Here is a 25,532-nt window from a genome sequence, read left to right as displayed (position 1 = left end):
TATCTGACTGAACACCTTAATTTGAGTCAGCAACCGCTCGATGTGAGTGTCGCTTTGGTTTTGTTTTATTGAGCTTTCCAAGGGTTGCGATAGTCAACATTGAGTCTGTCGAGTAATGGCAGGTGGCCCTTTAGGCGAGACAAGTAATCTAGCCAGTTTCGGTTGTTTTTATGTGTCCAACATCCTTCAGCTAAAGCGCTAATTCTTGGAAATACCATGTAATCCATACGCTTTTGGTTGGTGACGATCTCACACCATAGAGCACACTGAATTCCGCGGATCCGCTTACGAATTGGGTCGGTGTCGGATATTTCAGCAAGCGCTTCGTAGGTATAAGCTTGTTCTAATGGGATTACGGCAGCCCAATCTACGCCCGGTTCTTCCGGTGCATAATCTTGGGTCATGTCGAGATAGGTAAATTGTGCCGGTTGCAGCACCACATCAAAGCCTTGGCGAGCGCAATTCACTGCAGCTTCTTCACTGAGCCATGAGTAGATGATGGTCTCTTTACTGACTTTGTCGCCGTGTTGCGCTTCTTCCCAGCCCACCATGCGCTTGCCAAGTTGCTTGAGTTTGTTCTCGGCATAACGGAATAGGTGGCCTTGTAAGTCTTTGCTGTCTTGATATTGATGCTCTTTCATCAGAGCTTGAGCAGCAGGGCTGTTGCTCCACACTCCTGGTGGTACTTCATCTGCACCCATGTGGATCAATTCGCTAGGGAAAAGCTCTGCCACTTCTTCAATGACGGCATCTAGAAATTGGTAAGTACCCGGTAAACCTGGGTTTAGTACGTTGTCGTTGTAGTGCTGAATACTCTTGTATTGAGTGGTGTCGGCTTGCTCTACTAGCATGTCAGGCAGTGATTTGATCGCGGCGCGACAGTGTCCAGGGATATCGATTTCAGGAATAACCGTGATACTGCGCTGCTCAGCATATTCAATCACTTCACGAATCTGTTGTTGCGTGTAGAAGCCGCCATAATTGTCAGCAATGTGTGTGTATTGCGGTTCTAGTGCATGATCAGGACCACGCCAAGCGCCGATTTCAGTAAGCTGAGGTAGGCTCTTGATCTCGATTCGCCAACCTTCATCATCGGTTAAGTGCCAGTGAAAAACGTTGAATTTGTACTGCGCCAACTGGTTGATCAAACGCTTCACTTGATCGACTGAGTGGAAGTGACGAGCGCAATCCAACATCATGCCGCGGTACTTAAAGCGAGGTTGATCGGCTATCTGGCAGCATGGTAGAGAGAAGTTCTCTGCGTCCAGTTGTTGAACTAATTGAATCAAGCTTGCCACAGCGTGTGTAAAGCCCGATTGGCTGCCTGATTCAGCAGTAATCTGTTGTGCAGTGATAGTCAGCTTGTATTCGGCTTCATCTAACGTTGGGTTGCTGCGAAATAGAATGCCGCCGCTTTCGTCTTTTGAAAGTTCAGTTGAAAGCGTGGTCGAAAGAGACAACTCAAAGGTCGAGAGCAATTCTTGCTGAAACCAAGAGACTGCCTTATCAGCAAGATGAGATTGAACCTCAATTCTGCAGTCGTTATTTAGCGCGAAACTACCTTGCTGAAATTCGATCTGATTCGGCTGAGGAATCAATGCCACTTGAGCTGCGCTCACTTCAGGAATTTGATTGCGTTCACGGTATGGCGAAGCGAGTACAATGGGTGATATTGCGACAGGCAGTACCGATGTTTCCCCATCATGATGTGACTGGATAAAGGCATCATTCAAGCCATCAGAATAGAAGCGGAATGGTGCGCTTTGAATACTGAATTCAAGGTAGAAATGGTTATTGGCCTTTAACACTGGCGAATTTGGTTTGAACGAGCAAAAGCTGCCTACTTGAGTCAATTCACCTTGCGACAAACTCTCAGGAAGGATGAATCGGTCAAAGGCAAAGTGCAGTGACCAATCTTGTACGTCGAGGTCACTTAAGTTATGTACCGTAAGGCCAAATCGGCAGCTATTTTTTTGTTCAGAAAGAACAGCTAAGTCGATGCGATAATTCATATAACTTCCCTGCTAAGCCTGTTGATACAAGTTGTGTTGTGGTTTCCCGGCAAACATCAACGCGCCTTCGATAGCGTCGAATTGAGGTTTAACGATCCATTGTTGTACTGGTGGCGATAGCCAGTTGTGAATGCGTTCAGCGATACTTCCCATTAAGCACACCTTGTCAGCGCCTTTTCGATGCAGTGCCAAGACAAACATTTCGATATCAGCTGCAGTTTGCTTGAGCATCTCGATAGCCAGTTCATCGCCTTTATTTGCCAGTTGAAAAATCACTGGCGAGAATTGACCGTAATCCTTTGGAATCGCACCTTTCGACCACTCCACAATGGCATCCACATCATTATTAAAGTGATTCATGACATGTAGAGTCAGTGGGGTTTTGCTGCGAATGCCATCTTCAGCGAGTAGAACTTGCTGAATTAAACGAAGGCCCATCACTGCGCCGCCGCCTTGGTCCGAAATTGGGAATTCACGACCGCCAACCACATGTTGCTCGCCGTTGTTCAGGTAGATACCACATGAACCGGTGCCACCGATCATGATTGCACCGTCTTGGCCATTGTGAGCACCAATACAAGCGCCGTAAGCGTCTGTATTGAGTGTCATGCTTGCGAAAGGGTGTGCTTGTGCCATGAAGTCGAGCCATGCTGATTTTTGCTCTGCGCCAGCCAGTGCTAACCCTACATGCATGTTTGAGAAATGGTTTGAGTCGAGTTGTCCTTGCTGAGCTGCTTGGGTAATTGCATCAACGATAGAGTTCATCGCGACATCAACGCCTAATAGGATGTTGGCACTGCCACTCTTTGCTTCACCAATCAGCTTGCCTTGGTCATCGCGAATTCGAGCTCGACAAGAAGTGCCTCCACCATCAATACCTACGTAGTAAAGAGTCATGATTATTGCTCCTTACTTTGTGCTAGGAAGTTGAATTGCGCAGCCGTTGCCAATAGGAACCAAGCGCCGTGAGGGATCCATTGTTCACCCCAGCGCCAGTTTTGAAGCATGTCGTCTTTCTGTGCTGGTGGGTTGAATGCGATATCTTGTTCATCGTCAAAGCCCGCCGTGATGCCGTTGCAGACACCACCTTTTGCATTGAAGAAACCAAGCTGAGGTAGGTAATCTGGGTTGTTATGGCCGTGACCATCGAGCATGCACATATGGTATGGGTTGAGGCCCAAGATCCAATCAAGGCTGTTTTGTGAAAGCTGGATTAGACGCTGTTGAAGGTCATTATCCTTAATGTGCGGTTGAACTAGGTAAGCCATGGTTGCGAGTGAACCAAGGCGAGCATTTTCACCTTGCCACCAGTAACCTGTCTCGTTCTGTTGAGCGACGAAGAAGGCATCACGCTTATCACCATCGACAGACTTAACGTATTGTCTTGGGTAGCCAAATGGGTTGATGACTTTGTCGGTAATGTTGATTTCGAACTGGCAAGCTTGCTCAACAGCTGTACGGGCCTGTTCTTTTAATTCAGCATTGGTTTCGTTGTCGATGTATTCGCATAGCGCAATCACAGGAAGGCCAGCTTCTGCTGCATGAAAGTATGGGCGAGAGCCATCAGAATTTGCAGACCAGAAGTACTCAAAGGAATCATCCGATTGCTGACGAGAGAGCAAGCGACTAGCCCAAGTTCTTGCTTCTGATAGATATTGAGAATCTTGTGTCACTCGGTACAACTCATTGGCAGCGAGTAGGGCGCAATACTCATCGATGATGTTTTCTTCGCCATCGTTTAGGTATTGAAGGTTGTGTTCTTTAAGGTGCCAATAGCCTTTCACCGCTGTATCAAGGTAGGTTTTGCTAGAGTAACTACCAGAGGTTTCAAGCTCAGATGCAGCAGCCAGTGCTGCAATAGCTACGCCTGCACCTTGTCGGTAGCCCGCCTGTAAGTCCGTTGATTTATGACCCTCTTGAGTGGCATAAGCGCAGATGTCGCGCTGATTGATATCTTTGCTCCATTTGTCGAATACCGTCATATAGAAGTATCCGTCTGCGTCTTGCATACGCACTAAAAAGTCGGTACCGAACAGAGCCTCTTCCGTTAGACGAGTCATGGAGAATTTTGGGAAGTCTGGGTTATGGCTAGTCAAGCGTACGCTTTTTAGCATGTTCCAAACGACCATTGGAATTTGTTGTGGGTTGAGGTAATTGCCATAAGATAGGTGGCTAAAGTACTTGCTTACGTCACCCGATGCGTCGTACCAACCGCCATGGACATCGACGTATCTGTCAGTGCCCAGAATTTGTGCCTGTTGATCTTTCTTGTCGAAAGTACCGCCGCAACGTTGAGACTTAAAGTAATGAAGCACATCAGAAAACGTGTGGTTCATTAATAGGTTGCTACCAATCTCGAAGACTTCTGAACGCAGGTTGTCAAAGCGCACGTAGTAGCGACCAGGTTCAGCGAATGAACTGAAATCGATGGTGAAGAATTGCCCTTGATGCCAATTGGCTACGTAGCCTTGTTTAACCACATCAAAATTTCCGACAGTCATATGATTGTCTGCACAAACGAGTAAAGCCGTAGTGCTCGATAGACGAGCTTTCTTTGTTTGTAAGATAGCTTGCTTTGGGCCTGTGGATTCATAGCCAATATGGTTGGTCAATAACAGCATCAATATTCTCCGACAGTCCTAGTTTCTATTGGCTAGGTACTTGAATTTTTTGGACATAAATAGTTAGGGCCCGCAGACCCTAACTTGGTTTTATTGCTTAGCTTTCGTGTAGGTAACAACGTACAAAGTGGTTATCAGCTAACTGTGTAACCCCAGGCAGCTGTTCTTTACACTTGTCCATCGCGTGAGTACAACGGCCTGCAAATGGGCAACCTGCTGATACTGGTGTCCAAAGTGGGATCTCCCCTTTGTTACCTGCTAGTTGGTCGTGGATCGATTTCTTAGGATCTGGAACTGCCGAAACCAATAGCTGAGTGTAAGGGTGTTGAGGGTTAGCAATAACGTCATCGGTATCGCCCCATTCCACCATGTGTCCAACGTACATTACGGAAAGATCTTCAGCGATGTAACGAGCAGTTGCGATGTCGTGAGTGATATAAAGTAGAGACATTTGCTTCTCAAACTTCATCTCTTCCATCAGGTTCAAAACACCAGCACGAATCGATACATCAAGCATTGAGGTTGGCTCATCGGCTAGAACCACTTCCGCACCTACCGCGATGTTACGTGCAAGGTTGACACGTTGACGCTGGCCACCTGAGAGTTGGTGAGGGTACTTTTCTGCCGTCGCTTGCGGTGGTACTAACCCCACTTGCTCTAGAAGATCGTATACACGTTCCTGTAACTCTTTCTTGTTGCCCGGAGATACTTTTTTGTGGATCAACAAAGGGCGAGCGATGTGGTGGAAGATATTGTGTGTTGGGTTCAGTGAACCAAACGGGTCTTGCCATACCATCTGCACACCTTCACGGTAGTGCATGAGATCTTTTCTGCTTGAGATCTCTTGGATATCGCGACCTTTGTATTCGATCGTACCGCCCGAAGGTGCGTACATTTTTGCGATCATTTTTGCTGTTGTTGATTTGCCTGAACCAGACTCACCAACCACCGCTAGGCCACGGCTTTTGTACATCTTGAATGACACGTCGTTAATCGCACGCATCATTGGGGTTTGAATGGTGGTACTGCTTATTGGGAAGTCTTTTACGACATTCTTGCCTTCTACCAATAATTGACCGAAATCTTTGCTCATAATTGTCTCCAGAATCCTTGTTCGCTTTGCTTGCTTTTCGGCGGTCGAGTCGCCTTATTCGTTATCCACGCTGAGTCAGCGTGCAAGCTATAGCTTCCTTTGTACTATTGGGTCACCGTACAGGTGGCAGTTAGACAAGTGTCCCGGGTCGATAGAGCGAAGCTTGGTTGGCACCTTAGTACAAGTTTCATGTACACGGTCACAACGAGCTTGGAAACGACACCCTTCAGGAATCTCTAAGAGGTTCAGAGGGTTGCCCGGAATACCCGCTAGTTTTGTCTTTGGCCCTGTTAGTGGAGGGAAAGAACTACCCAGCCCCTTGGTGTAAGGGTGGTAAGGGTTTTCTAGAATATCTTGAGAGTTCGCGACCTCGATAAGCTCACCTGAGTACATGATGCCGATACGGTCAGAGAACTCGACCATCAATGACAAGTCATGGGTGATGAACAGAATTGAGAAACCAAACTCTTCTTTTAGTGCATAGATCTTTTGTAGAATTTCGCGTTGAACAACCACATCAAGCGCGGTCGTTGGCTCATCCATAATGATCAGCTTTGGATTCAATGCTAAAGCGATAGCAATAACTAAGCGTTGACGCATGCCGCCAGAGAATTGGTGAGGGTAGTCACTCAATCGGCTCGGGTGAATATCGACGATTTCAAGTAGACCTTCAGCGCGTTGCTTAGCTTGTTCACGAGTCATGTTGGTGTGATGCATAATCACATCACAGAACTGTTCTTCCATTGGAAGTACAGGGTTGAGTGCGTTCATCGCACTCTGGAATACCATCGACATCTCGCTCCAGCGGAACGCTTGCATACGTTCGTCACTGTATTCAAGGATGTTCTCACCATTGAAGATGACTTCACCACCACTGATGTAAGCGGGCGGCTTATGAAGACGCATAAGAGAGAAAGCAACGGTTGATTTACCACAGCCAGATTCACCAGCTAAGCCGAATACTTCACCCGGAGCGATGTCAAAACTTACGTTATTACACGCGCGAACATCGCCAGACTCTGTGATGTAATCCACGCATAAGTTGCGGATTGAAATTAGTGGTTCAGACATGATTATTTATCTCCGCTCCAAAGTGCATTTTGTGGTGGTAGTTCTGGTTCACGTTCTTCTTTATCTTGAGCCGCTAGTTTTTTCCAACGCTTCATGCCTTTGTGAGAACGCAGTTGCGGGTTGGCAATTTCATCGACCGCGAAGTTAAGTAGAGCAAGGCCAGTTACAAGTAGTGTTAATGCGATACAAGGAGCCAACAGTTCCCACCAAGCGCCAATCAGCATTGATGAAGAGGTTTGAACGTTGTAAAGCATGATGCCCCAGCTGATTGTGTTCGGGTCACCAAGACCTAGGAACGAAATCGTAGCTTCCATCATGATTGCGTACATCACCGAACCGATGAAGCTCGCGCCAACGATAGAGATAAGGTTTGGAAGAATCTCTACGAAGATGATACGGAATGAAGATTCACCCAAAACTTCAGCGGCTTTTACAAACTCTTTTTCACGCAGTGCTAACGTTTGGGAACGAACAACACGCGCGCCCCAAGCCCAGGACATAAAGCCGATAACTAAGGTTATGGTGAGTGGCCCTGCCTCACCGATAAAGGCTGCAACTACGAACAGTAATGGGTATTGAGGAATAACCAACATGATGTTCATTGCGGCTGTCAAAATGTCATCGACACGGCCGCCAAAGTAGCCCGCGGAAACACCGATAACCGTTGCTAGTAAACATACGGTAAGGCCCGCACCAAAACCTACAGCCAGAGATACACGTGCGCCGTATACCACTTGTGACCAAACGTCACGGCCCATACGAGTTGTCCCCAGTACATGGTCTGCCTTCTTAGACATGATAAGTGTGCGACGGTCGTCTGCTAGGTTTTGAGCAACCCAGCCGTCAGGGTTCGTTTGTGCAGACTTTACGACGAAGCCAGGGTACTCGTGTGGGTTACCTGTACGCTTGTCTGGTACATGTTTGGTGATCAATGGAGCCGCAATAGCACCAAGAATAAAAATACTTAGGATGATGACACCGGTTAGGGCCATCGGATTGCGCCAAATGAGTTTTAGAATATCTTTCATGATTATTTACCACCCTTACGAAGACGAGGGTCAAGAACAACGTAAAGCATGTCTGCAACAAGGTTAAAGAACAGCATGAATAGCGTCATGATAAGCAGTTGGCCTTGCAATACTTGGTAGTCACGAGCGTTAATTGCGTTGAAAAGTACGCTACCAAGACCTGGGTAGTTAAAGATGATTTCGATAATTAACTGACCGCCGATTGCCATACCTAGAGACATCGAAAGTGCTGTCACACTTGGTAGCATCGCGTTACGAGCTGCGTAATTGAATACCACTCGGTTTTCGCTAAGGCCTTTGCCTTTCGCCATGGTGATGTAGTCTTCTGCGAGTAGGTTGATCATGTTGTTACGCATGTTTACTAGGAAGCCACCAATTTGAACAACCGAAGCACATACCAGAGGTAAGAAAGCGTGGTAAGCAACGTCTTTGATGAATGCCCAACTTGTCCAGTCAGGTATCGTACCAGCGGTATAGGCGTAGCCAGTTGGGAACCACTTCAAACCAATTGCGAAGGTAAATAGCGCAAGCATGGCAATAACAACTTGAGGAACGGCTTGTAGAATAAGCATCCCTGGAGTAACAAAGGCATCGTATTTACTGCCACGTTTCCACGCTGCAAAAATACCTAGGATTGAGCCAATCGAGAAAGAAAGAATAACGGCAGTGCCTGCTAAGAATAGCGACCAACCGAATGCGCCACCTAACAGTGTATTTACTGAAAGTGGGTAGAATTGAATTGATGTACCAAGCTCCCAGCTTAGAATGTTCTTCATGTATGCGCCGTATTGAACCAGTAAGCCGCCATCAACGAAGCCTAATAGTTCTTTCATTGCCGCAATACGCTCAGGAGTAACTTGAACAGAAGCGTTCGCAAACATCATGGTAACTGGGTCACCAGGCATTGCTCTTGGAATAATAAAGTTTAACGTCGCTGCAACTAATAGCGCGACAAAATAAAATGACAAACGTCTTAAAAAATAACCCATAACTCACACCTTACTCACCCAGATTGTTTCCCTGTTTCTGGATTCAGGTCGCTCCTAGCGAAATTTGGAACGAAAAATCCCCTGACGACTAGCGCCATACTTTCAATTGATAGTGTGGGGATTTTTATAAGCGGCGTAAGAAGTTACGCCGCAAAGATTGAACGATTACTTATTTAACTGGTTTTAGGTCCAGTACATGAAGTAGACGCTCTGGAATACCAGCCCAAATGTTTGGACGGCCTTTTGGATTTTCTTCGTTCCACCAACCAGTGAAGCGAGTCGTGTTGTATTGGTACATGTAAGCACCAGACATCACTGGGATTGTCACTTGGTCTGCAGCGATGATTTGCTGGATACCGTGTGCAATATCTAGCTGCTCGTTCTTATCAGCTGTTTTGTAGAAGCTGTTTAGAAGACCATCTAGCTTGTCGTTTTGGTAGAAGTGCATCGCGAAACGAGGCATACCATCACCAGATTGAAGTGATGAGTTGTAAGCACTGTTCCAGTACGTGTATGGATCCGCACCGTGGAAGTAGTTTGTGTATGCTACGTCGTATGTACCTTCAAGCATTGCTTGGTTGTAAACAGAGAAGTCAGGTGTACGAGCTTTCGCTTTAATACCGATTTCGTTTAGCTGTTCTACCGCTAGTTGAACTGTGTTGTTGAAGTCAGTCCAGCCGTTTGGCGATTGAATCATTAGTTCAAAAGACTTGCCTGATGGAGTGTCAACAAAACCATCTTTGTTTACATCTTTGAAGCCAGCGTCAGCAAGAAGCTTCTTCGCGCCTTCAGCGTTGTAAGTGTTGAAGCCCTTGTACTTGTCGTGAGTTTTTTCATCAGACCAAGCTTCAAATGCGTAGCCAAGACCCGATGCGAAATCGTTCACAGTACCGCCACCGTAGAATGCGATATCGATGATAGTTTGACGGTCAAGAGCCATAGAGAAAGCACGACGGAATTCAACGTTGCTCAATGCTTCATGCTTCGCAGCATCAGGGTGCTTGAAGTTAACGATGAATGCCTGTGTACCTGCTGGCGGGTACCAGTAGTGGTGTTTCGGGCTAGCTGCTGCGTATGTACGGTCGATATCTGGAACGAAAGAAGACGTCCAGTCCATTTCACTGTTTACAACTTTACCTAGGAATTGGTCGTTGTTTGCAATTTGTGGAACACGTAGACAGTCAACATCTAGGTTGTCTGCATCCCAGTAGTTCGGGTTAGCACACTGGATGTATAGTTGCGCTGTAAACGTATCGATTTCTGTAAATGGACCAGAACCTACAGGGTTTTCATTGGTAAACGTTGATGGATCTTTAACGTCTTTCCAAATGTGTTTCGGCACTACAGGTACTTTAGCAATCTCATAAGGTACGTTTGAGTTTGCTTCTGTTAGGCTGAACTTAACTTGGTAGTCGTTAAGTTTTTCTACAGAAGTTACCCAAGAGTTGATACCAGATTGGTCAAGCTCTGGCTTCTCTTTTACAAGGTTGAAAGAAAAAACAACATCATCAGCAGAGAAAGTTTCTCCGTCAGACCATTTAACACCCTTACGAATGTCGAAAACCACGCTCATCAGGTCATCTGACATTGTGAAGTTTTCAGCTAGACGGAACACTGGAGTGTTACCGTGCATTTCGTTAAATACTACTAGCGGCTCATAAAGGAAGTCGGTTGTAGTATGTAGGTTGGTAGCACCAAGGTACGGGTTAAAGTTACGTACGAATGTAGTGTACTCTTTCGGGTGAATAGTCAACTCACTGCGTTCTGCAGCTGTTGCTACTGATGCAAAACCTGTTGTAGCAGTTGCAATAATTGCTGTTGCTATTGCTGTTTTTTTTATATTGGCAAGCATAGCTGTTCCTTACTATTTGCTTTCATTTCACTAATGGATTGAATGTTATCTGTCGCTAAATTGTTTAGTAGATACACACTCTAGTTAAAGGCCTACCTCTTCTTCATTGCTCCAGATTCATCGCTGATTCTGAGAAGTGGTAAGAGTGGCCTGTAGGCCTTTGGCAGGAGTAAGAAAACACCTTATCGATGAATTAATCAAACTCGTTTCCCGTCAAAAACGTTAAAAAGACACAATCCCACGTCATTAACGTCAAAATGGGGTGCTTTGATGGTTTTTTGTGCGCAATTGTTAAGGTGATGTGACTCGCATTTGGTTTTGCTATGTCGGTTAATTGTAAGTGGTCACTAACTTTATAAGCTTTTTATTATAAAGCCTTAGGCTGGGATGGTGTAATTGTAGATCTTGGTCACTTGCCGATTTTACGTTAAATTTCCCTAGAAAATTAAATCTGCCGTTCTGTTGTGACTCGCTTCTCAAACTGCAACAAAGAGTCAGAGGAATGTGAAATTCAGCCAAGAAAAAGCTTCCAAAGAGTGATTGAACTGATGATTGTTTAAGCTTGAGTAACGTGTCACTTTGCTTGTTTAATACAGTGAAATAAGTGTGTCTGAATAGACGTTATTGTGCTTTGTTCGTGAATGATACTCATAAAAAAGCCCACGCTAGGTGGGCTCCATTATTTACAGTATCGTGATATTACTTCAGGGTTAGCTGGTCAGTAGTTTCTGCAGTTTATCTCTTAGCATCTCGATATGAGTTCTTTCTGGTGTTTGTTCTTTACAGTGCTCAAGAATGAATTCGATAGAGCTCAGTACCGTTCGCCAGCGAGGTGTTTTCGGTAGAGTTTCTACGCGTAGGTATTTGTCTAGCGTTCTAGTTTGCAGGGTACTACGGTCTAAGTAGACTCGCCACAAGCCACTCTTTTCTGCGAAAGCAAACTTGGTCTCCCCTGTAACCGACTCCCAGTAGATAATGGCATTGGTCATGACATCGACTAGTACTTCACGCATCAGCTCTTGCTTGTTTTTACCTTCACCGGTTGCCTTATCTGCAAGGCGAGTAAATTCACCGCCAAGCTCCTTCAGTTGTTGAAGCTTATCTTTGTCACCTTCAAAGGCGTAGCTTGAAAGTGCCTCAACCGCTGTTTCAAGGTTATTGACTCGGTTTGAGTTAACGCCACCACCGACATTGAAGATATACATGGTGTCGAGCCCTGAGCCTTCAGGTAGCTTAAGGATATCACTTGGAATGCGCTGACGTGTGTCGTCTATATAGATATCAATATCACCACAGTAGTGAGCTTGTTCCACCTTCAGGTATTTAGGCGCGATGATCTCGTCGGCCATTGAGCGCTTGAGTTGTTCTTGCCCACGTCTAAACAGCTTAGCAGCCGCTTCGTTGGCGAAGCGAATACGTTGGTCATCACGAATACAGATGATCGCTTCTGGGGCAGACTCCAACTGCTCTAACAAACGCCCTTGAGTTTCTAGTAGGTTAGCTTCAACCATGGCCCTGTGTTTAAGTTCTAGTTGCAGCTGATCATTCTCAAGACGTCTTTGCTCAGCTTTGCTTGCTGATAGGTGCGCAGTAATTCGAGCCGCCAGTTCTTGTTTGTTGAAAGGCTTGGATAAATAGTCATTGGCACCCGCTTCGAAACCGCGAACCCGGTCTTCTGCTTGGTTTAGTGCAGTGAGCATAATGATTGGCAATTGTGCATGGTCATACTGTTTACGTAGCGCCTCACACACTTGATAGCCACTCATACCCGGCATCATAATATCGAGCAGAAGTAATTCTGGTTTCTCTTTTTCAATCAACTCGATGGTTTCAGGGCCGTCACATGCGGTACGTACTCGATAACCTTCCAATTTCAAGAAGCTGTCTAACACGCGTAGGTTTACCGGCTCATCATCAGCAATTACCAACAACGGGCCATCTGGATTTTCACTGATAACGCTGTTTTCTTGCTGGCTGTTATCGATTAAATCGGGCGCTTGGAAGTGTGAGTAGCTCCCTGATTCACTGTAGCAATCCAGTTCTTCTTGGGTAGCTAAAGGTAATGTGAAGCTGAACGTAGTGCCAAGCATCGGCTGGCTACTTACATACAGTGACCCACCCATCAACTCGATTAACTGACGACTGATGGATAACCCAAGGCCGGCACCTTGACGATAGCTACTTGCGTCTTGGCCAGCTTGAATCAATGGCTCAAAGATGTGTTCAAGATATTCAGCAGGTATACCTTGGCCGGTATCAACAACTTGTACTCGAATGTTGTCGTCGATGACGCTTGCTGAGATAACAATCTTACCTTCGGATGTGTACTTGATGGCATTGCCAACCAAGTTATACATCACTTGCTCAAGTCGTTGAGGATCCGATGAAACGAGCCCTAAATCACTTGGTACTTGGTTAATTATGCGGATTGGTTTGTTACCTAACAGATGATGAGATAACTCAAGCACTAAGCTGGTGGCAGCAGATAAATCAACAGCAGACTTCTTAATATCCAAGCTGCCATAGCGCATCTTGTGGTAATCAAGCAGGTCATCAACCAGTGTAGCCAACCTCTGACCACTATTGATGATGATATCCAATTGGTACTTCTGGTTGGCAGGAATAGGGCCATTAGCACCAGATATTAGCGCTTCAGCGATGCCAACCATGCCATGCAATGGCGTTCTCAATTCATGTGAGGTGGTGGCTAAGAATTCATCTTTAAGTTTGTTCGCCAGTTGCAATTCGTCGTTTTGCTTCTGAATGGTCTTAAGGTTGTCCTCAAGCTCACCGTTTTGGCTCTTGATGAGCTGCATTTTTTCACGGATCGATCGCTGCATTCTTTCGAAGCTAACCGCGAGTCGACCTATTTCATCTTTGCGTTCGGTATTGATCATGGTTTCATCAAGATCACCAGCAGAGACTTTCTCGGCAGCCCATGTGAGCTTGAGGAGAGGGGAAGTGATGAAATTGGACAGATAATGCGATGCGACAAACACAAGAATGATCGCCGTTAGCATCACGATCACGAAGATCTTCTCTAACTGATGAATACGGGCAAACGCCTCTTTTTCTGGCAGCTCTACGACAAGAGCCCATGTTGCGTATTTCAGCTCAATTGGGGTATATGCTGCGATGATCGCTTGATCTTGAGTGTTGTTGAACGTACCAACGGCTGTTTCGCCAGCCAATGCTTTGTCGACAACGTCTAAGCTTAAATTAATCGACTCTTGCGAATGGGCGAGGCTGCGTGGCAGGTGATCATCACCCACAAGCAGTGTTTGAATATTTGAACTCTTGTTGAGATCCGCAATCAGCTTAGTAATCCCATTGATTGGCAGCCTAAACATGGCGTAACTGTGCAGGTAGCCTTGTTGAACAATAGGCGCACCTAACCAAGCCGTCTGCTTACCGTTCTCATCTTTAAAGTCAGAAACGATAACCGGCGTATAGTCCTCGTTGGATTTACGTTTGTCTTTTACGTCTTTTGCTAAGCGTTGAAAGGTAACGCCTAGGTTTGAATCTTTGTACTTACCTGTTAGCAAGTTAGTGCCGTAATCATCACGCTTAAAGATTGAGTAAGCGACGTTACCGTTAATGTCGACTAATAGAATGTCATCAAAGTCTGAACGCTTAAGCAATTCCTGATATGAGTTATGGTAGCGCTTGTGAAGCAGTCGATAACGTTCGCTGCCAATAAAGCTACTAGATTCTGGAAGAATCGATGTCTTGATTTGATCGCCAGAGCCTTGAATGTAACGCTGCTGCGCATTACTGCGCGCTTCGTCAATATCTAACCCTAAGCGTTGGAACGCATTGATTAAACCATAGAATCGCCCGCCACTGGCATTGGCAAGTTCTGAGCGAACAAAGCCCATCACTTGGGACTCTTGAGCTTGTAGGTAATCGACAATTTGCTGTTGCTTAGTATCACGGACTGAAACAAGGTGCGAAGTACTTTGTTCCTGAAGATCCTGACTGTGCGACTGGAGGAAAAATATCGCGATAAGTGTCACTGGGGTAATACTGAGGACAAGAAATGCCAGCATTAGGGTATTTTGAAGGCGCTTAAACTTCTGCTTACGATAGAATCTAAACATAAATTGGGTACTACTTTCCTTTGATGTACTGCTAAAAGGGGTGAAAACAGGTACAGAGAATAGAATTAACGGGTTCCAATTTAACGAAATTAACGAGTTTTTTTACTTTGACAAGTAAGTGGTATTTAAAGCGTGTGCAAAAGCTCATTTTTATAGAGTTTTGACAAAAATATGAACAGACAGCGCAGATAATGACCCTGCGCTGTGCTAGATAGGCTATTTGTTTGCGTGGTAGATCGCGAATTTAGTGGTCTTATTTAGAGTCGCGCATTTTCCAAACGCTTGTTCAATAATTGGAACGTATTTTAAGAAACTGTTCGCAACAATAATCATCTCGCCAGAACGCTTCAAATGCTTAGGAGCCTGAGCAAGTAAGGTCTCAGTCGCGCTGTAGCTTGTATCCAAACCAGAATGGAATGGTGGATTACTGATGATGAATTGGTAGTCTTTTGACGTATCAGAATAGACATCAGAAGCAAACACATGACCTGTCAAACCATTCGCTTGCAAGGTGGCTTGACTCGACGCTACTGCGAAAGCGCTAATATCACACATTTCCAGCTCGATATCAGGGTTGCGAGATGCCATTACCGCGCCTAATACACCTGCACCACAACCGAAATCCAGTACCTTACCTTTCAGCTTTGGCAGAGTATCAAGTAGCAGTTGGCTACCTACATCAAATTGGCCGTGACTAAACACACCTGGAAGGCTTTTTACCGTCAGTGACTGCTCATCAATGTTAACCGTATAGGTTTTAAACCAGTCTTGCAGATTGAAGGCTTGTGGTTGCTCGAAGCATTGACCCCAGTAGAAAGAGCAACGACGTGCCGAATCGTATTTCACGACTTTACCGTAAGGAGCGAACATCTTCTCGATACTTTTAACACCAGAACGATTCTCGCCAACTACGACAATCTCGGTATCTTTACCTAGCTTGGCAAATAACATCGCCAACAGAAATTCCGCTTCCGCTTTAGCCTTTGGCCAGTACAACATTACTAAGTCGGCTTTGGTTTCTTCGGTAAACTCCGCACCATAAAAACGTTGGATGGTGTTGCAGCCTTCTAATTGACGGTAGTAGCTGTAATTAGAGGTAAATACGGTGACTGATTCACAATGTTTCGCTAATTCAACAGGGAATAAGTCTTCTGCCTCACCTGCAACTAAAACATGTTTGCCTTCAAAGTAGGCGAGTTGGCGTTGAGCAATCTGGCTTGGGGCAATATAAGCTGACATAGGACACTCTATTGAATCGTTAGCAAAAAATGAGGGCGGATTTTCGCATAATCCGCCCAAAGCTTGAAGTGTTTAATACTCGTTCGCCAACCAAGTTGACGTTGATTAGGTTAACTCTTGTCTTGCTGGTTCAAAAAGTCTTTAAACTCTTCATCGTAAATATTGAAAAGGACGATCGTAATAGCAAAGATCAGTGGGCCGTAAATAAGACCAATTAGGCCAAACAATTGAATACCACCTAACAGTGAGAAGAAGATCATCAAGGTATTCATGCCTGCACTGCCTTGCATCAGCAGCGGACGAAGCAGGTTATCAATCGAACCAACAATCGCTACACAGTAAACAGTTAGGAAAATAGCCCACGTTGTATCGCCTGTTAGGAACAAGTAGGTCGCCGCAGGGATCCAGATTAGAGCGGTCCCCACAACTGGGATGAAAGAGGCAAAGCCCATCATGGTGCCCCAGAATAGGCCTGGGAAACCGGCAATCCACATACCTAAACCGCCCGCAAAACCTTGTGCTATTGCGGTTAAGAATGAACCCATTACAGCTGATTTCGATACTTGCTCAATCTCTGTTAGAAGCTTGTCTTCTTGACTACGAGATAGTGGCAGAATATGGCGAACCACACTGATGATTTTGTCGTGATCTCTTAATAAGAAGAACAGAACAAACAGCATCAAGAAGAAATCCATCAAGAAATTGGTCGCATCACCAAGGATTTTTGCACTGATACCAACCAGTTTTGAGCCAAAGCTGGTCGCAAATTCACCGACTTTCTGTGCGATGGCTTGAGGCTCAATGTTGTCGAAAGGCAAGTAGTTATTCACAAATGACAGCGCTTTGACCACTAATGGGTGTGCAAAAAGAGTCTGAATACCGCCGTGGGTCACCCATTGGTAGGTGTTCTGAGAGAACAGAGAACCTTGCTGAACAATTGCTGCGAATACTGCCAATAAAGGGATAACAATAATGAAAGTCAGAATCACACAAGACAGCAGAGAGACGATATTTTCTTTATTCGGGAGCTTTTTTTCAAGCCACTCATGGATTGGGAACATCAATAGTGAAATGATAAAGGCCATCACGATTGAGTTGACGTACGGCTCTATAAGCAAGTAACAAGCATAAGCCGCCGCAAGTAGGGCGATGATGATCACCCAGTGGCTGGTATTGATTTTGAGTTTTTCTGACACGTTAATGGTCTCTATATTTGCGTTCTGAGTTTATAATGGCTGCAAAACAGAGAGTTAGCAATGAGGAGTTTTGATAATGGGATGCTGTAATAAAGATAAGAAATGCCAAGATGAAGAACAGCAAACAAAAAAAGAGATCCCTTGGTTCAGAATGTTCCTTGGCACCTTGATGTTGTTGGTTTTTCTTTTCTGGGAACGTTAGTCGCTTTTGGTTCAGCTTTAGCCTTAATCGACGGCCAAATAAGCTGTCATATTTGTGGCTAATGAATGCGATGTATAAAAAAAGGGCTGCATCCAATGCAGCCCTAAATTCAATCGGTTAGCGACTTATAAAGTGCTTTCGACTATTTGCTTTCAGCAGCAATGATCGCAAGAGAGCGGTCAGCAGCTTCTAGTGTTGCATCCAGTTCTTTTGAACCATGAGCAAGAGAAGTAAAGCTTGCTTCGAATGCTGAAGGTGCAAGGTAAACACCGTGATCTAGCATTAGGTGGAAGAAGCGCTTGAAGCGTTCTACATCACACTTAGTTACATCTTCGTAGCACGTCACAGTTTCTTGGTCAGTGAAGAAGAAACCAAACATACCGCCAACTTGATGAACTAGCATCGGGATGCCGTGCTTGTCAGCAAGTTGCTTGAAGCCTTTTGCCAACTGCTTAGTTTTTGAAGCTAGACGCTTTTCGTTGCCTTCTTCTCTTAGAAGGTTCAAACAAGCGTAGCCAGCTGCCATAGCAACAGGGTTACCTGAAAGCGTACCCGCTTGGTAAACAGGGCCTGTTGGTGCGATGTATTGCATCACGTCTTTACGACCACCGAAAGCACCCACTGGCATGCCGCCGCCGATCACTTTACCAAGACACGTTAGGTCTGGCTTGATGTTGTAGTAAGCCTGAGCACAACCTTCAGCAACGCGGAAACCTGTCATTACTTCATCAAAGATTAGCAACGCACCTTCTTGGTCACAGATTTCACGTAGACCTTCGTGAAAGCCTTCGACTGGAGGGATGCAGTTCATGTTACCCGCTACAGGCTCAACGATGATACAAGCGATCTCGCCTTTGTTTGCTGCGAAGATTTCACGTACTGAATCTAGATTGTTGAAGGTTGCTGTTAGCGTTAGTTTCGCAAAATCAGCTGGTACGCCAGGAGAGCTTGGTTGACCTAAAGTCAGTGCACCAGAACCTGCTTTTACCAGTAGGCTGTCTGCGTGACCGTGGTAACAGCCTTCAAACTTAAGAATTTTGTCACGACCAGTAAAGCCACGAGCAAGACGAATCGCACTCATTGTTGCTTCTGTACCTGAGCTCACCATACGTAGCTGTTCCATTGATGGAACCATCTCAGAGACAAGTTCAGCCATTTTGATTTCAGTTTCGGTTGGAGCACCGAAGCTAAGGCCGCGTTGCGCTGCATCAATGACAGCTTCACGGATAACTGCGTGGTTGTGACCAAGGATCATTGGGCCCCAAGAACCAACGTAATCGATATATGCTTTCCCATCAGCATCAAAAAGAAGTGGGCCGTCAGCTCTATCAACGAAGATTGGAGAACCACCTACACCGTTAAAAGCGCGCACTGGAGAGTTAACGCCACCTGGAATAGTTTGCTGTGCCTTTTGATACAGTTCTGCTGATTTGGTCATTGATATATCCTCTTTTGACTGTCGGACCAATTGGCACGCATTGTACCTATCCAGAATCCAACTAGGAATGCTTTCGCCGATATAATCCCCCGAATCTGGTTGTTTTGTGTGGTTACACGTTTTAATTGTCAGATATGGGCGAGTTTACGACAGTAAAAGGAACGATCCTGTGGTGAATACTTGAACGTTTCAGTCAGGTATTAGATAATCATCAGAATATAAGAAAATACTCAACAACTATGGTCTCGAATTAGATTTGTATCATGTTGTTTTTGACACAGGTAAGAGAGGTTGTCGTGAGCGAAGTAAATATCCCATTGTCTTTTTCTGATGCAGCAGCTACACGCGTACAAACGCTAATTGCTGAAGAAGAAAACCCAGAACTAAAACTGCGTGTATACATTACAGGTGGCGGTTGTAGTGGTTTCCAATACGGCTTCACATTTGATGAAAAAGTAAATGATGGCGACACTACTATTGTAAACAGCGGTGTTACGCTGGTTGTTGACCCAATGAGCCTACAGTACTTAATGGGCGGCATGGTTGATTACACTGAAGGTCTAGAAGGCGCACGTTTCTTTGTGAACAACCCGAACGCGACAACAACATGTGGCTGTGGTGCATCATTTAGCGTCTAACGTGAACTGAAAGGTAGCTTGAACTGAGAGCTACATTAGAAATATTTTAAACGCTGAGCTCATGCTCGGCGTTTTTGTTTTTAAGAAATACATCATATAAAACAGACAGTAATTCGACCTGTTCTAGCCATACACACTAAGAGGTATTTAAGTTGGGAATGTGTAATCTTAATTTCATCTGCCTGACTTATAGTAAACGCCATATTTTTTAAACTGTCGATAGAGTCCAATTTCGTTGGGTGTGGGTCTGTTAAGGTTACCGCAGTGCATCAGGATGTTGCATATGACAGTGTTAAGCTAATTAGCGCGCCTTAATAACATCGGACAAAAGGATTTGCTATGCCCACTCTATTTTCTAACTCTCCACTTTTTCAGAAACTGAAGCAGCCGTGGTTGGTTTCTCTGATTCTAGTTGTGCTGTTGTCGATTTGGCTTGGTTTAGGAGTGGGGCAAGCGGAAGAGTCACCTGAAAAAAAAGCGACAAAAATTCCGTTGGCTAAGGTCTCCTTTCAAACATTTACTTCATCACCGACCTTTAAAACGATTGATCTCTATGGTCGAACGGCGCCCGATAGGCATGCTCGTTTGGGAGCAGAAGTTGCGGGCAAGGTTGTTAGATTGAACGTTGTAAAGGGCGATGCGGTTAAATTTGGACAAGCCATTGCCCAGATAGATAAAGGTGATTTAGAGATTCAACTAGAGCGAGCATCTGCGTTATATCGCTTGAAGCAGAAAGAATTCAAAGCGGCGCAATCTTTGAAGAAGAGAGGGCTGCAAGGTGAGATAGCTTATACCACCGCTGAGGCTTCATTAACGGAAGCAAAGGCCATGAAGCGCAATGCGGAACTGGCTTTAAAGAATACTGTGATTACTTCGCCTTTTTCGGGTGTGGTTCAAGATTTGATGGTGGAGCTTGGTGACTTTGTTGGGGTTGGCGATCCGGTCGCAGGCGTGATTGACCTCGATCCTTTGGTTATTGAGGCCGATGTCAGTGAGCGTCATATCCAACACTTGTTAGTCAATCAATCTGCTTTGGTTCGCTTGTTAGGGCGAGAAGAAGCGGAAGGCCGCTTACGCTATGTTTCTCGAATCTCTTCTGCTGCTACCAATACCTTCCCAATAGAGATTGAAATCGATAACTCCAAAGGCCTATTACCTGCAGGTGTCAGTGCAGAAGTAACACTCAACCTAGAAACAAGAGATGCAATCAAGATTACACCTGCCATGCTGGCACTGGATGAGGCAGGTAACCTTGGGGTCAAAACTTTGGTTTCAGTCGATGACTCACCAACCGTGAAATTTGTAGGCATTCAGCTAGTAAAGGCAGAGCAAGATGGAGTTTGGCTCACAGGACTTGGACAACGTGTCGATATCATCACGGTAGGGCAAGGGTTTGTACGTGATGGTGATTCGGTGATTGCTGTTGAGCAAGGCGCTGAACTCTCTAATGTAATTGCTGAGTAGGAGATAGCCGATGTATTCAATTATTGATGCAGCCTTGTCTCGTGCTCGAACAATGCTCTCCCTTTTAGCGTTAATCCTTGTCGCGGGTGCTGCGACTTATATTACGATCCCTAAGGAATCGAGCCCTGACATCACGATTCCTATTATCTATGTTTCTGTAGGGCATCAAGGTATCTCTCCTACTGATGCCGAACGTTTATTAGTTCGACCAATAGAACAAGAGCTTAGGTCTATTGAAGGCGTAAAAGAGATGACGGCAACGGCAGCAGAAGGCCATGCCTCTGTTGTGTTGGAATTTAACGTTGGTGTCGATCTGACTAAAGCTATGGCGGATGTGCGTGATGCGGTTGACCTTGCCAAACCAAAGCTACCAGAAGACAGTGACGAGCCGACCGTGAATGAGGTGACACTCGCTTCTGAGCAACCTGTGTTGTCAGTGGTTCTGTTTGGCACCGTCCCCGAACGCACCATTGTCCAAATTGCCCGGGATCTCGGAGATAAACTCGAAAGTTATCGTCAGATCCTTGAAGTCGACATTGCAGGCGATCGCGATGACATCGTGGAAATCATCGTTGATCCATTATTGATGGAGAGTTACAGCCTAGATCAAGCGGATATCTATAATCTGATTGCTTTGAATAACCGAGTGGTGGCCGCAGGCTTTGTTGATACAGGCTACGGGCGTTTTTCTGTCAAAGTCCCTTCGGTGTTTAACTCTCTAAAAGATGTGCTTGAGCTACCAATTAAAGTGGATGGTAAACAGGTGGTCACTTTTGGCGATGTGGCTACGGTTCGCCGAGCGTTTCGAGATCCTGAAAGCTTTGCCCGTTTAGATGGTAAATCCGCGGTTGTCTTGGATATCAAGAAACGTGCAGGTGAAAACATCATTGAAACCGTTGAGCTAGTCAAAGCGGTAATCGCTGGTGCTCAGCAGCAAGAGGGCTGGCCAAATAACCTTTTGGTCAAATACACTTGGGATGAATCTAAAGATGTGAAGATCATGCTCAACGATCTGCAAAACAATATCTTATCCGCCATCATTTTAGTGGTGATCGTGATCATCGCCATTCTTGGTGTTCGAACCGCGCTATTGGTCGGAATTTCAATTCCTGGATCATTCCTCACGGGGTTGTTGGTGTTGTCTGTGTTTGGTCTAACCGTCAACATCGTGGTGCTGTTCTCGTTGATCATGGCGGTTGGTATGTTGGTCGATGGCGCAATTGTGGTTACCGAGTTTGCCGACAGGCGAATGCAAGAAGGTGAAGGACGTAAAGCCGCTTACCGGGATGCCGCTAAGCGTATGGCATGGCCGATAACAGCGTCTACTGCGACAACGTTGGCGGCATTTGCTCCGTTACTGTTTTGGCCGGATGTGACGGGCGAATTCATGAAGTTCTTGCCATTAACGTTGATTGCAACCTTAACCGCTTCATTGATTATGGCGTTGTTGTTTGTGCCTGTACTCGGTGGTTTGATTGGTAAACCTCAATATGTATCGCCCAAAAGCCAAGCTCGAATGGTGGCACTGCATAATGGCGACTTTTCACAAGCGACAGGCTTAACCAAAGCGTACTACCACACGTTGTCGATTGCGATTAAGCACCCCTTTAAGATTCTTTTCAGTGCGATATTACTTGCGGTTGCGGTTGGTTTTACGTATTCAAAAGCGGGGCTAGGTGCAGAGTTCTTCCCAGAAGTTGATCCGCCATTCTTTAACGTCAAAGTTCGCTCTCATGGTGATCTATCAATCCAAGAGAAAGATGTCATCATGCGTGATATTGAACAGATGATGCTCAATCATGATGAGTTCGATACCGTTTATACGCGTACTGGTGGTGATGATCAGATTGGTTTGATATCGATCACCCCTGTGGATTGGCAATACCGTCGCAGTGTTAAGGCGATCATTGAAGAATTAAAGGTGCACACCGATCAATACGCAGGGGTCGAGATTGAATATAAGTTTCCAGATGCAGGGCCTCCCGTTGAGAATGACTTAGTGATTGAGCTGTCGGCAAGAACACCAGAGCAGCTTAATCAGGCTGCAAAAATTGTAAGAAACTGGGCGGATGGCAATCAGGCGCTGACCAATATAAGTGATACCGCGAGTAAAGATGGCATCGATTGGAAAGTGGATATTCGCAGAGATGATGCTGCGCGTTTTTCGGCTGATGCGACCTTGGTGGGTAATACGGTTCAATTCGTCACTAACGGGCTAAAGATTGGCGATTACCTCCCAGATGATTCTTCAGAAGAGGTCGATATCTTGGTGCGCTATCCAAGCGATAAAAGAGATATTGGGCGCTTTGACCAACTAAGAGTTAAAACACCAGCAGGCTTGGTGCCGATCACTAACTTTGCTCAGATTGTGCCAGACCATAAGCAGGACACGATAAAGCGCCTCGATGGTAAGCGAGTCGTGAACATCATGGCGGATATGGAAGAGGGCTATAACCTTGCCCTTGAGCTGCCAAAGATCGAACAGTCGCTGAGTGAGTTAGGGCTGCCAAGTAGCGTTGAGTTTCGTATCCGTGGTCAGAATGAAGAACAAGAAAACTCTTCAGCCTTCTTACAAAGTGCTTTCTTAGTTGCATTGGCGGTGATGGCTTTGATTTTGATTACTCAGTTCAATAGCTTCTATCAAGCGTTTTTGATTCTTAGTGCGGTGCTGTTCTCAACGGTTGGTGTGTTTGTTGGTTTGCTTATCTTCCAGCGTCCGTTTGGTATTGTGATGTCCGGTATTGGAGTGATAGCGCTGGCAGGAATTGTGGTAAACAACAATATTGTGCTGATTGATACCTATAACCAACTGATAAAACGCGGCTTGGACAAGCGAGATGCGATTCTCAGGACGGGAGTTCAGCGTTTAAGACCAGTAATGCTTACTACGGTTACCACCATTTTAGGCTTGATGCCGATGGTGTTAGAAATGAACATCGATTTGATTAATCAAAAGATTGAGTTTGGCGCACCGAGCACGCAATGGTGGTCGCAACTCGCTACGGCAATTGCGGGAGGCTTAGCTTTTGCGACAGTATTGACCTTGGTGCTTACTCCTTGTCTATTAATGCTAGGTCGAAATAAGAAGCCCGATGTGTTCCCAAGCAACGATAGTGAAAGATAATTCCTGGTTCGATGGAAATAAAAAGAGCGCCTTGATGGGCGCTCTTTTCGTTGGTTTATATGGCTATTAATCTAATTAGTCACTAGTAGCCTAATTAGTTGCTAGTAACTGGCCGTATCGCTCAAGGTTACTCAATCGAATTTCTGAGTTCGCAATAAATGTTGCTTTTGCTTTACCTGTTAACGACTTAGATTGCGGTAATTTCACGGTACGCGCATTCTTATGTACGCCATTGACTAAGAATTCATAGTGTAAGTGCGGACCAGTAACACGACCGGTGCCACCCAAAGTACCAATGGTTTGGCCTTGTTTTACACGTTGGCCTGTTTTCACCATACGTCTCTTCATGTGCAGGTATTTGGTGATGTAGGTGTTGCTGTGTCGAATGAACACGTAGTTACCATTGAATTGGTTGTAACCCGACTTCTGGACAATACCGTCACCGGCTGCCCATATCGGCGTGCCAACAGGAGCTGCATAGTCGGTGCCTCGGTGCGCTCGAACCTTGCCGGTTACTGGGTGTTTTCTATTAGGGTTAAAGTTGGATGTCACACGACGGAAATCAATCGGTGAGCGCAGGAAGGCTTTCTTCATTGCGCGACCATTCTCATCGAAATAGTTGCCACTCTTATCATCTAATACCGCGGTAAATGAATCACCTTGGTTTTTGAATACGGCCGCCATGATCTTACCGCGACCAACAACTTCGCCTTCAACCACTTTCTCTTGGTACAAGATTTTGAAGCTGTCGTTGTTGCGAATATCTAACGCAAAGTCGATATCCCAACCGAATATACCCGCCAGTTCCATAATTTGGTTTGCAGTTAGGCCTGCATTGACCCCTGCATTCCAGAAGTTAGAAGTGATGTTGGCTTCGGCATAGTTGTACTGGTAGGCCACTTCTTTTTTGTCGAAACTTGATGAGAAAGAATCGCCAGACTTAGTGATCTTGAAGCTTTCAAACGCACTAAGTTGTCGTTTTAACTGAATAAGGTCGTTGTTTTCATCAAAACCAAACTGCAATACATCGCCAGGTCTTAGGTTAGACAGCTGCTTCTTAATATCATTATTGGTATTGAGTAGCGTGATCAGCAAGCGGTATGAGAGGCCAATACGTTCAAATAAGACAGAGGTGCTTTCGCCAGAACGAACGGTGTATTTCTCCCAATTAAGCACTGCCGTCGGCGGTGCGTCACTTGAGCTAACAAGCGCGGATGCATTGATAGTCAGTGGGTAATGTTTCCCCACCACTAAAGCGCCCGTATCGTCACGTAAACTGCTGACATCGGGGAGTAAGAAGATCGCGACGAAAATTACGGCACTAAAAAATGCGATAAAAGCCCGGTGCAAAATAGGAAGGCGTGCAAAAATAGACAACATGTTCCGGTTCGTTCTGTAAATATTATGAAAATCGACGACGGAATAGTGTAACTGGTTTCAAAATACATCGCTATTCAAGTAAGAT

The 25,532-nt window shown here is 45.4% G+C and carries 16 protein-coding genes; 3 read left to right on the top strand and 13 right to left on the bottom strand.

Going from position 1 to position 25,532, the window contains the following annotated elements:
* Positions 1-65: 65 nt before the first annotated feature.
* From AC3CH4_RS12510 to hemL, 12 genes are all read right to left on the bottom strand, one after another.
* Complete coding sequence (locus AC3CH4_RS12510; RefSeq protein ID WP_488543023.1) at positions 66-2,012, bottom strand: beta-N-acetylhexosaminidase; 1,947 nt, start codon at positions 2,010-2,012, stop codon at positions 66-68.
* Positions 2,013-2,024: 12 nt separating this feature from the next.
* Positions 2,025-2,909: a glucosamine kinase nucleotide-binding domain-containing protein gene (locus tag AC3CH4_RS12505; RefSeq protein ID WP_488543022.1), complete on the bottom strand. Its 885-nt coding sequence runs from the start codon at positions 2,907-2,909 to the stop codon at positions 2,025-2,027.
* Between the two features lie 2 nt (positions 2,910-2,911).
* Complete coding sequence (locus tag AC3CH4_RS12500; RefSeq protein ID WP_488543021.1) at positions 2,912-4,633, bottom strand: glycoside hydrolase family 9 protein; 1,722 nt, start codon at positions 4,631-4,633, stop codon at positions 2,912-2,914.
* 97 nt (positions 4,634-4,730) lie between these two features.
* Positions 4,731-5,726 (bottom strand): ABC transporter ATP-binding protein, encoded by a 996-nt coding sequence (locus tag AC3CH4_RS12495; RefSeq protein WP_017080764.1) that lies wholly within the window; start codon positions 5,724-5,726, stop codon positions 4,731-4,733.
* Between the two features lie 87 nt (positions 5,727-5,813).
* Positions 5,814-6,797: an ABC transporter ATP-binding protein gene (locus tag AC3CH4_RS12490; protein ID WP_146454918.1), complete on the bottom strand. Its 984-nt coding sequence runs from the start codon at positions 6,795-6,797 to the stop codon at positions 5,814-5,816.
* Between the two features lie 2 nt (positions 6,798-6,799).
* Positions 6,800-7,825 carry an ABC transporter permease gene (locus AC3CH4_RS12485; protein ID WP_004734531.1) on the bottom strand — a complete coding sequence of 342 codons (1,026 nt, stop codon included), beginning with the start codon at positions 7,823-7,825 and terminating at the stop codon, positions 6,800-6,802.
* Positions 7,826-7,827: 2 nt separating this feature from the next.
* Positions 7,828-8,814: an ABC transporter permease gene (locus AC3CH4_RS12480; protein ID WP_004734532.1), complete on the bottom strand. Its 987-nt coding sequence runs from the start codon at positions 8,812-8,814 to the stop codon at positions 7,828-7,830.
* A 169-nt stretch (positions 8,815-8,983) separates the two neighbouring features.
* Positions 8,984-10,666, bottom strand: coding sequence for an ABC transporter substrate-binding protein (locus AC3CH4_RS12475; RefSeq protein ID WP_004734533.1), 1,683 nt, complete (start codon positions 10,664-10,666; stop codon positions 8,984-8,986).
* Positions 10,667-11,376: 710 nt separating this feature from the next.
* Positions 11,377-14,766 (bottom strand): response regulator, encoded by a 3,390-nt coding sequence (locus AC3CH4_RS12470; RefSeq protein ID WP_488543020.1) that lies wholly within the window; start codon positions 14,764-14,766, stop codon positions 11,377-11,379.
* A 216-nt stretch (positions 14,767-14,982) separates the two neighbouring features.
* Entirely contained in the window at positions 14,983-16,005 is a 1,023-nt protein-coding gene (rsmC, locus tag AC3CH4_RS12465) for a 16S rRNA (guanine(1207)-N(2))-methyltransferase RsmC (RefSeq protein ID WP_054547510.1), read from the bottom strand.
* Between the two features lie 110 nt (positions 16,006-16,115).
* On the bottom strand, positions 16,116-17,201 hold the full coding sequence (locus AC3CH4_RS12460) for an AI-2E family transporter (RefSeq protein ID WP_004734536.1): 1,086 nt from the start codon (positions 17,199-17,201) through the stop codon (positions 16,116-16,118).
* A 344-nt stretch (positions 17,202-17,545) separates the two neighbouring features.
* Positions 17,546-18,841: a glutamate-1-semialdehyde 2,1-aminomutase gene (gene hemL, locus AC3CH4_RS12455; protein WP_004734538.1), complete on the bottom strand. Its 1,296-nt coding sequence runs from the start codon at positions 18,839-18,841 to the stop codon at positions 17,546-17,548.
* A 296-nt stretch (positions 18,842-19,137) separates the two neighbouring features.
* Here hemL and erpA point away from each other — a divergent pair, with 296 nt between their 5' ends.
* The 3 genes from erpA to AC3CH4_RS12440 all read left to right on the top strand — a co-directional run bounded on the left by erpA (position 19,138) and on the right by AC3CH4_RS12440 (position 24,067).
* Positions 19,138-19,479: an iron-sulfur cluster insertion protein ErpA gene (gene erpA, locus AC3CH4_RS12450; RefSeq protein WP_004734539.1), complete on the top strand. Its 342-nt coding sequence runs from the start codon at positions 19,138-19,140 to the stop codon at positions 19,477-19,479.
* A 339-nt stretch (positions 19,480-19,818) separates the two neighbouring features.
* The gene (locus AC3CH4_RS12445) at positions 19,819-20,943 is read left to right on the top strand and encodes an efflux RND transporter periplasmic adaptor subunit (RefSeq protein WP_488543019.1); all 1,125 of its coding nucleotides are present in this window, start codon (positions 19,819-19,821) and stop codon (positions 20,941-20,943) included.
* Between the two features lie 10 nt (positions 20,944-20,953).
* The gene (locus AC3CH4_RS12440; RefSeq protein WP_488543018.1) at positions 20,954-24,067 is read left to right on the top strand and encodes an efflux RND transporter permease subunit; all 3,114 of its coding nucleotides are present in this window, start codon (positions 20,954-20,956) and stop codon (positions 24,065-24,067) included.
* Positions 24,068-24,157: 90 nt separating this feature from the next.
* Here the strand turns inward: AC3CH4_RS12440 and shyC are convergent, their stop codons facing one another.
* Complete coding sequence (shyC, locus tag AC3CH4_RS12435; RefSeq protein WP_065205121.1) at positions 24,158-25,447, bottom strand: peptidoglycan DD-endopeptidase ShyC; 1,290 nt, start codon at positions 25,445-25,447, stop codon at positions 24,158-24,160.
* Between the last annotated feature and the right edge of the window lie 85 nt (positions 25,448-25,532).

It is taken from the genome of Vibrio sp. QJM3NY_26, assembly GCF_057786005.1.
This window is presented reverse-complemented; position numbering and strand designations above follow the sequence as displayed.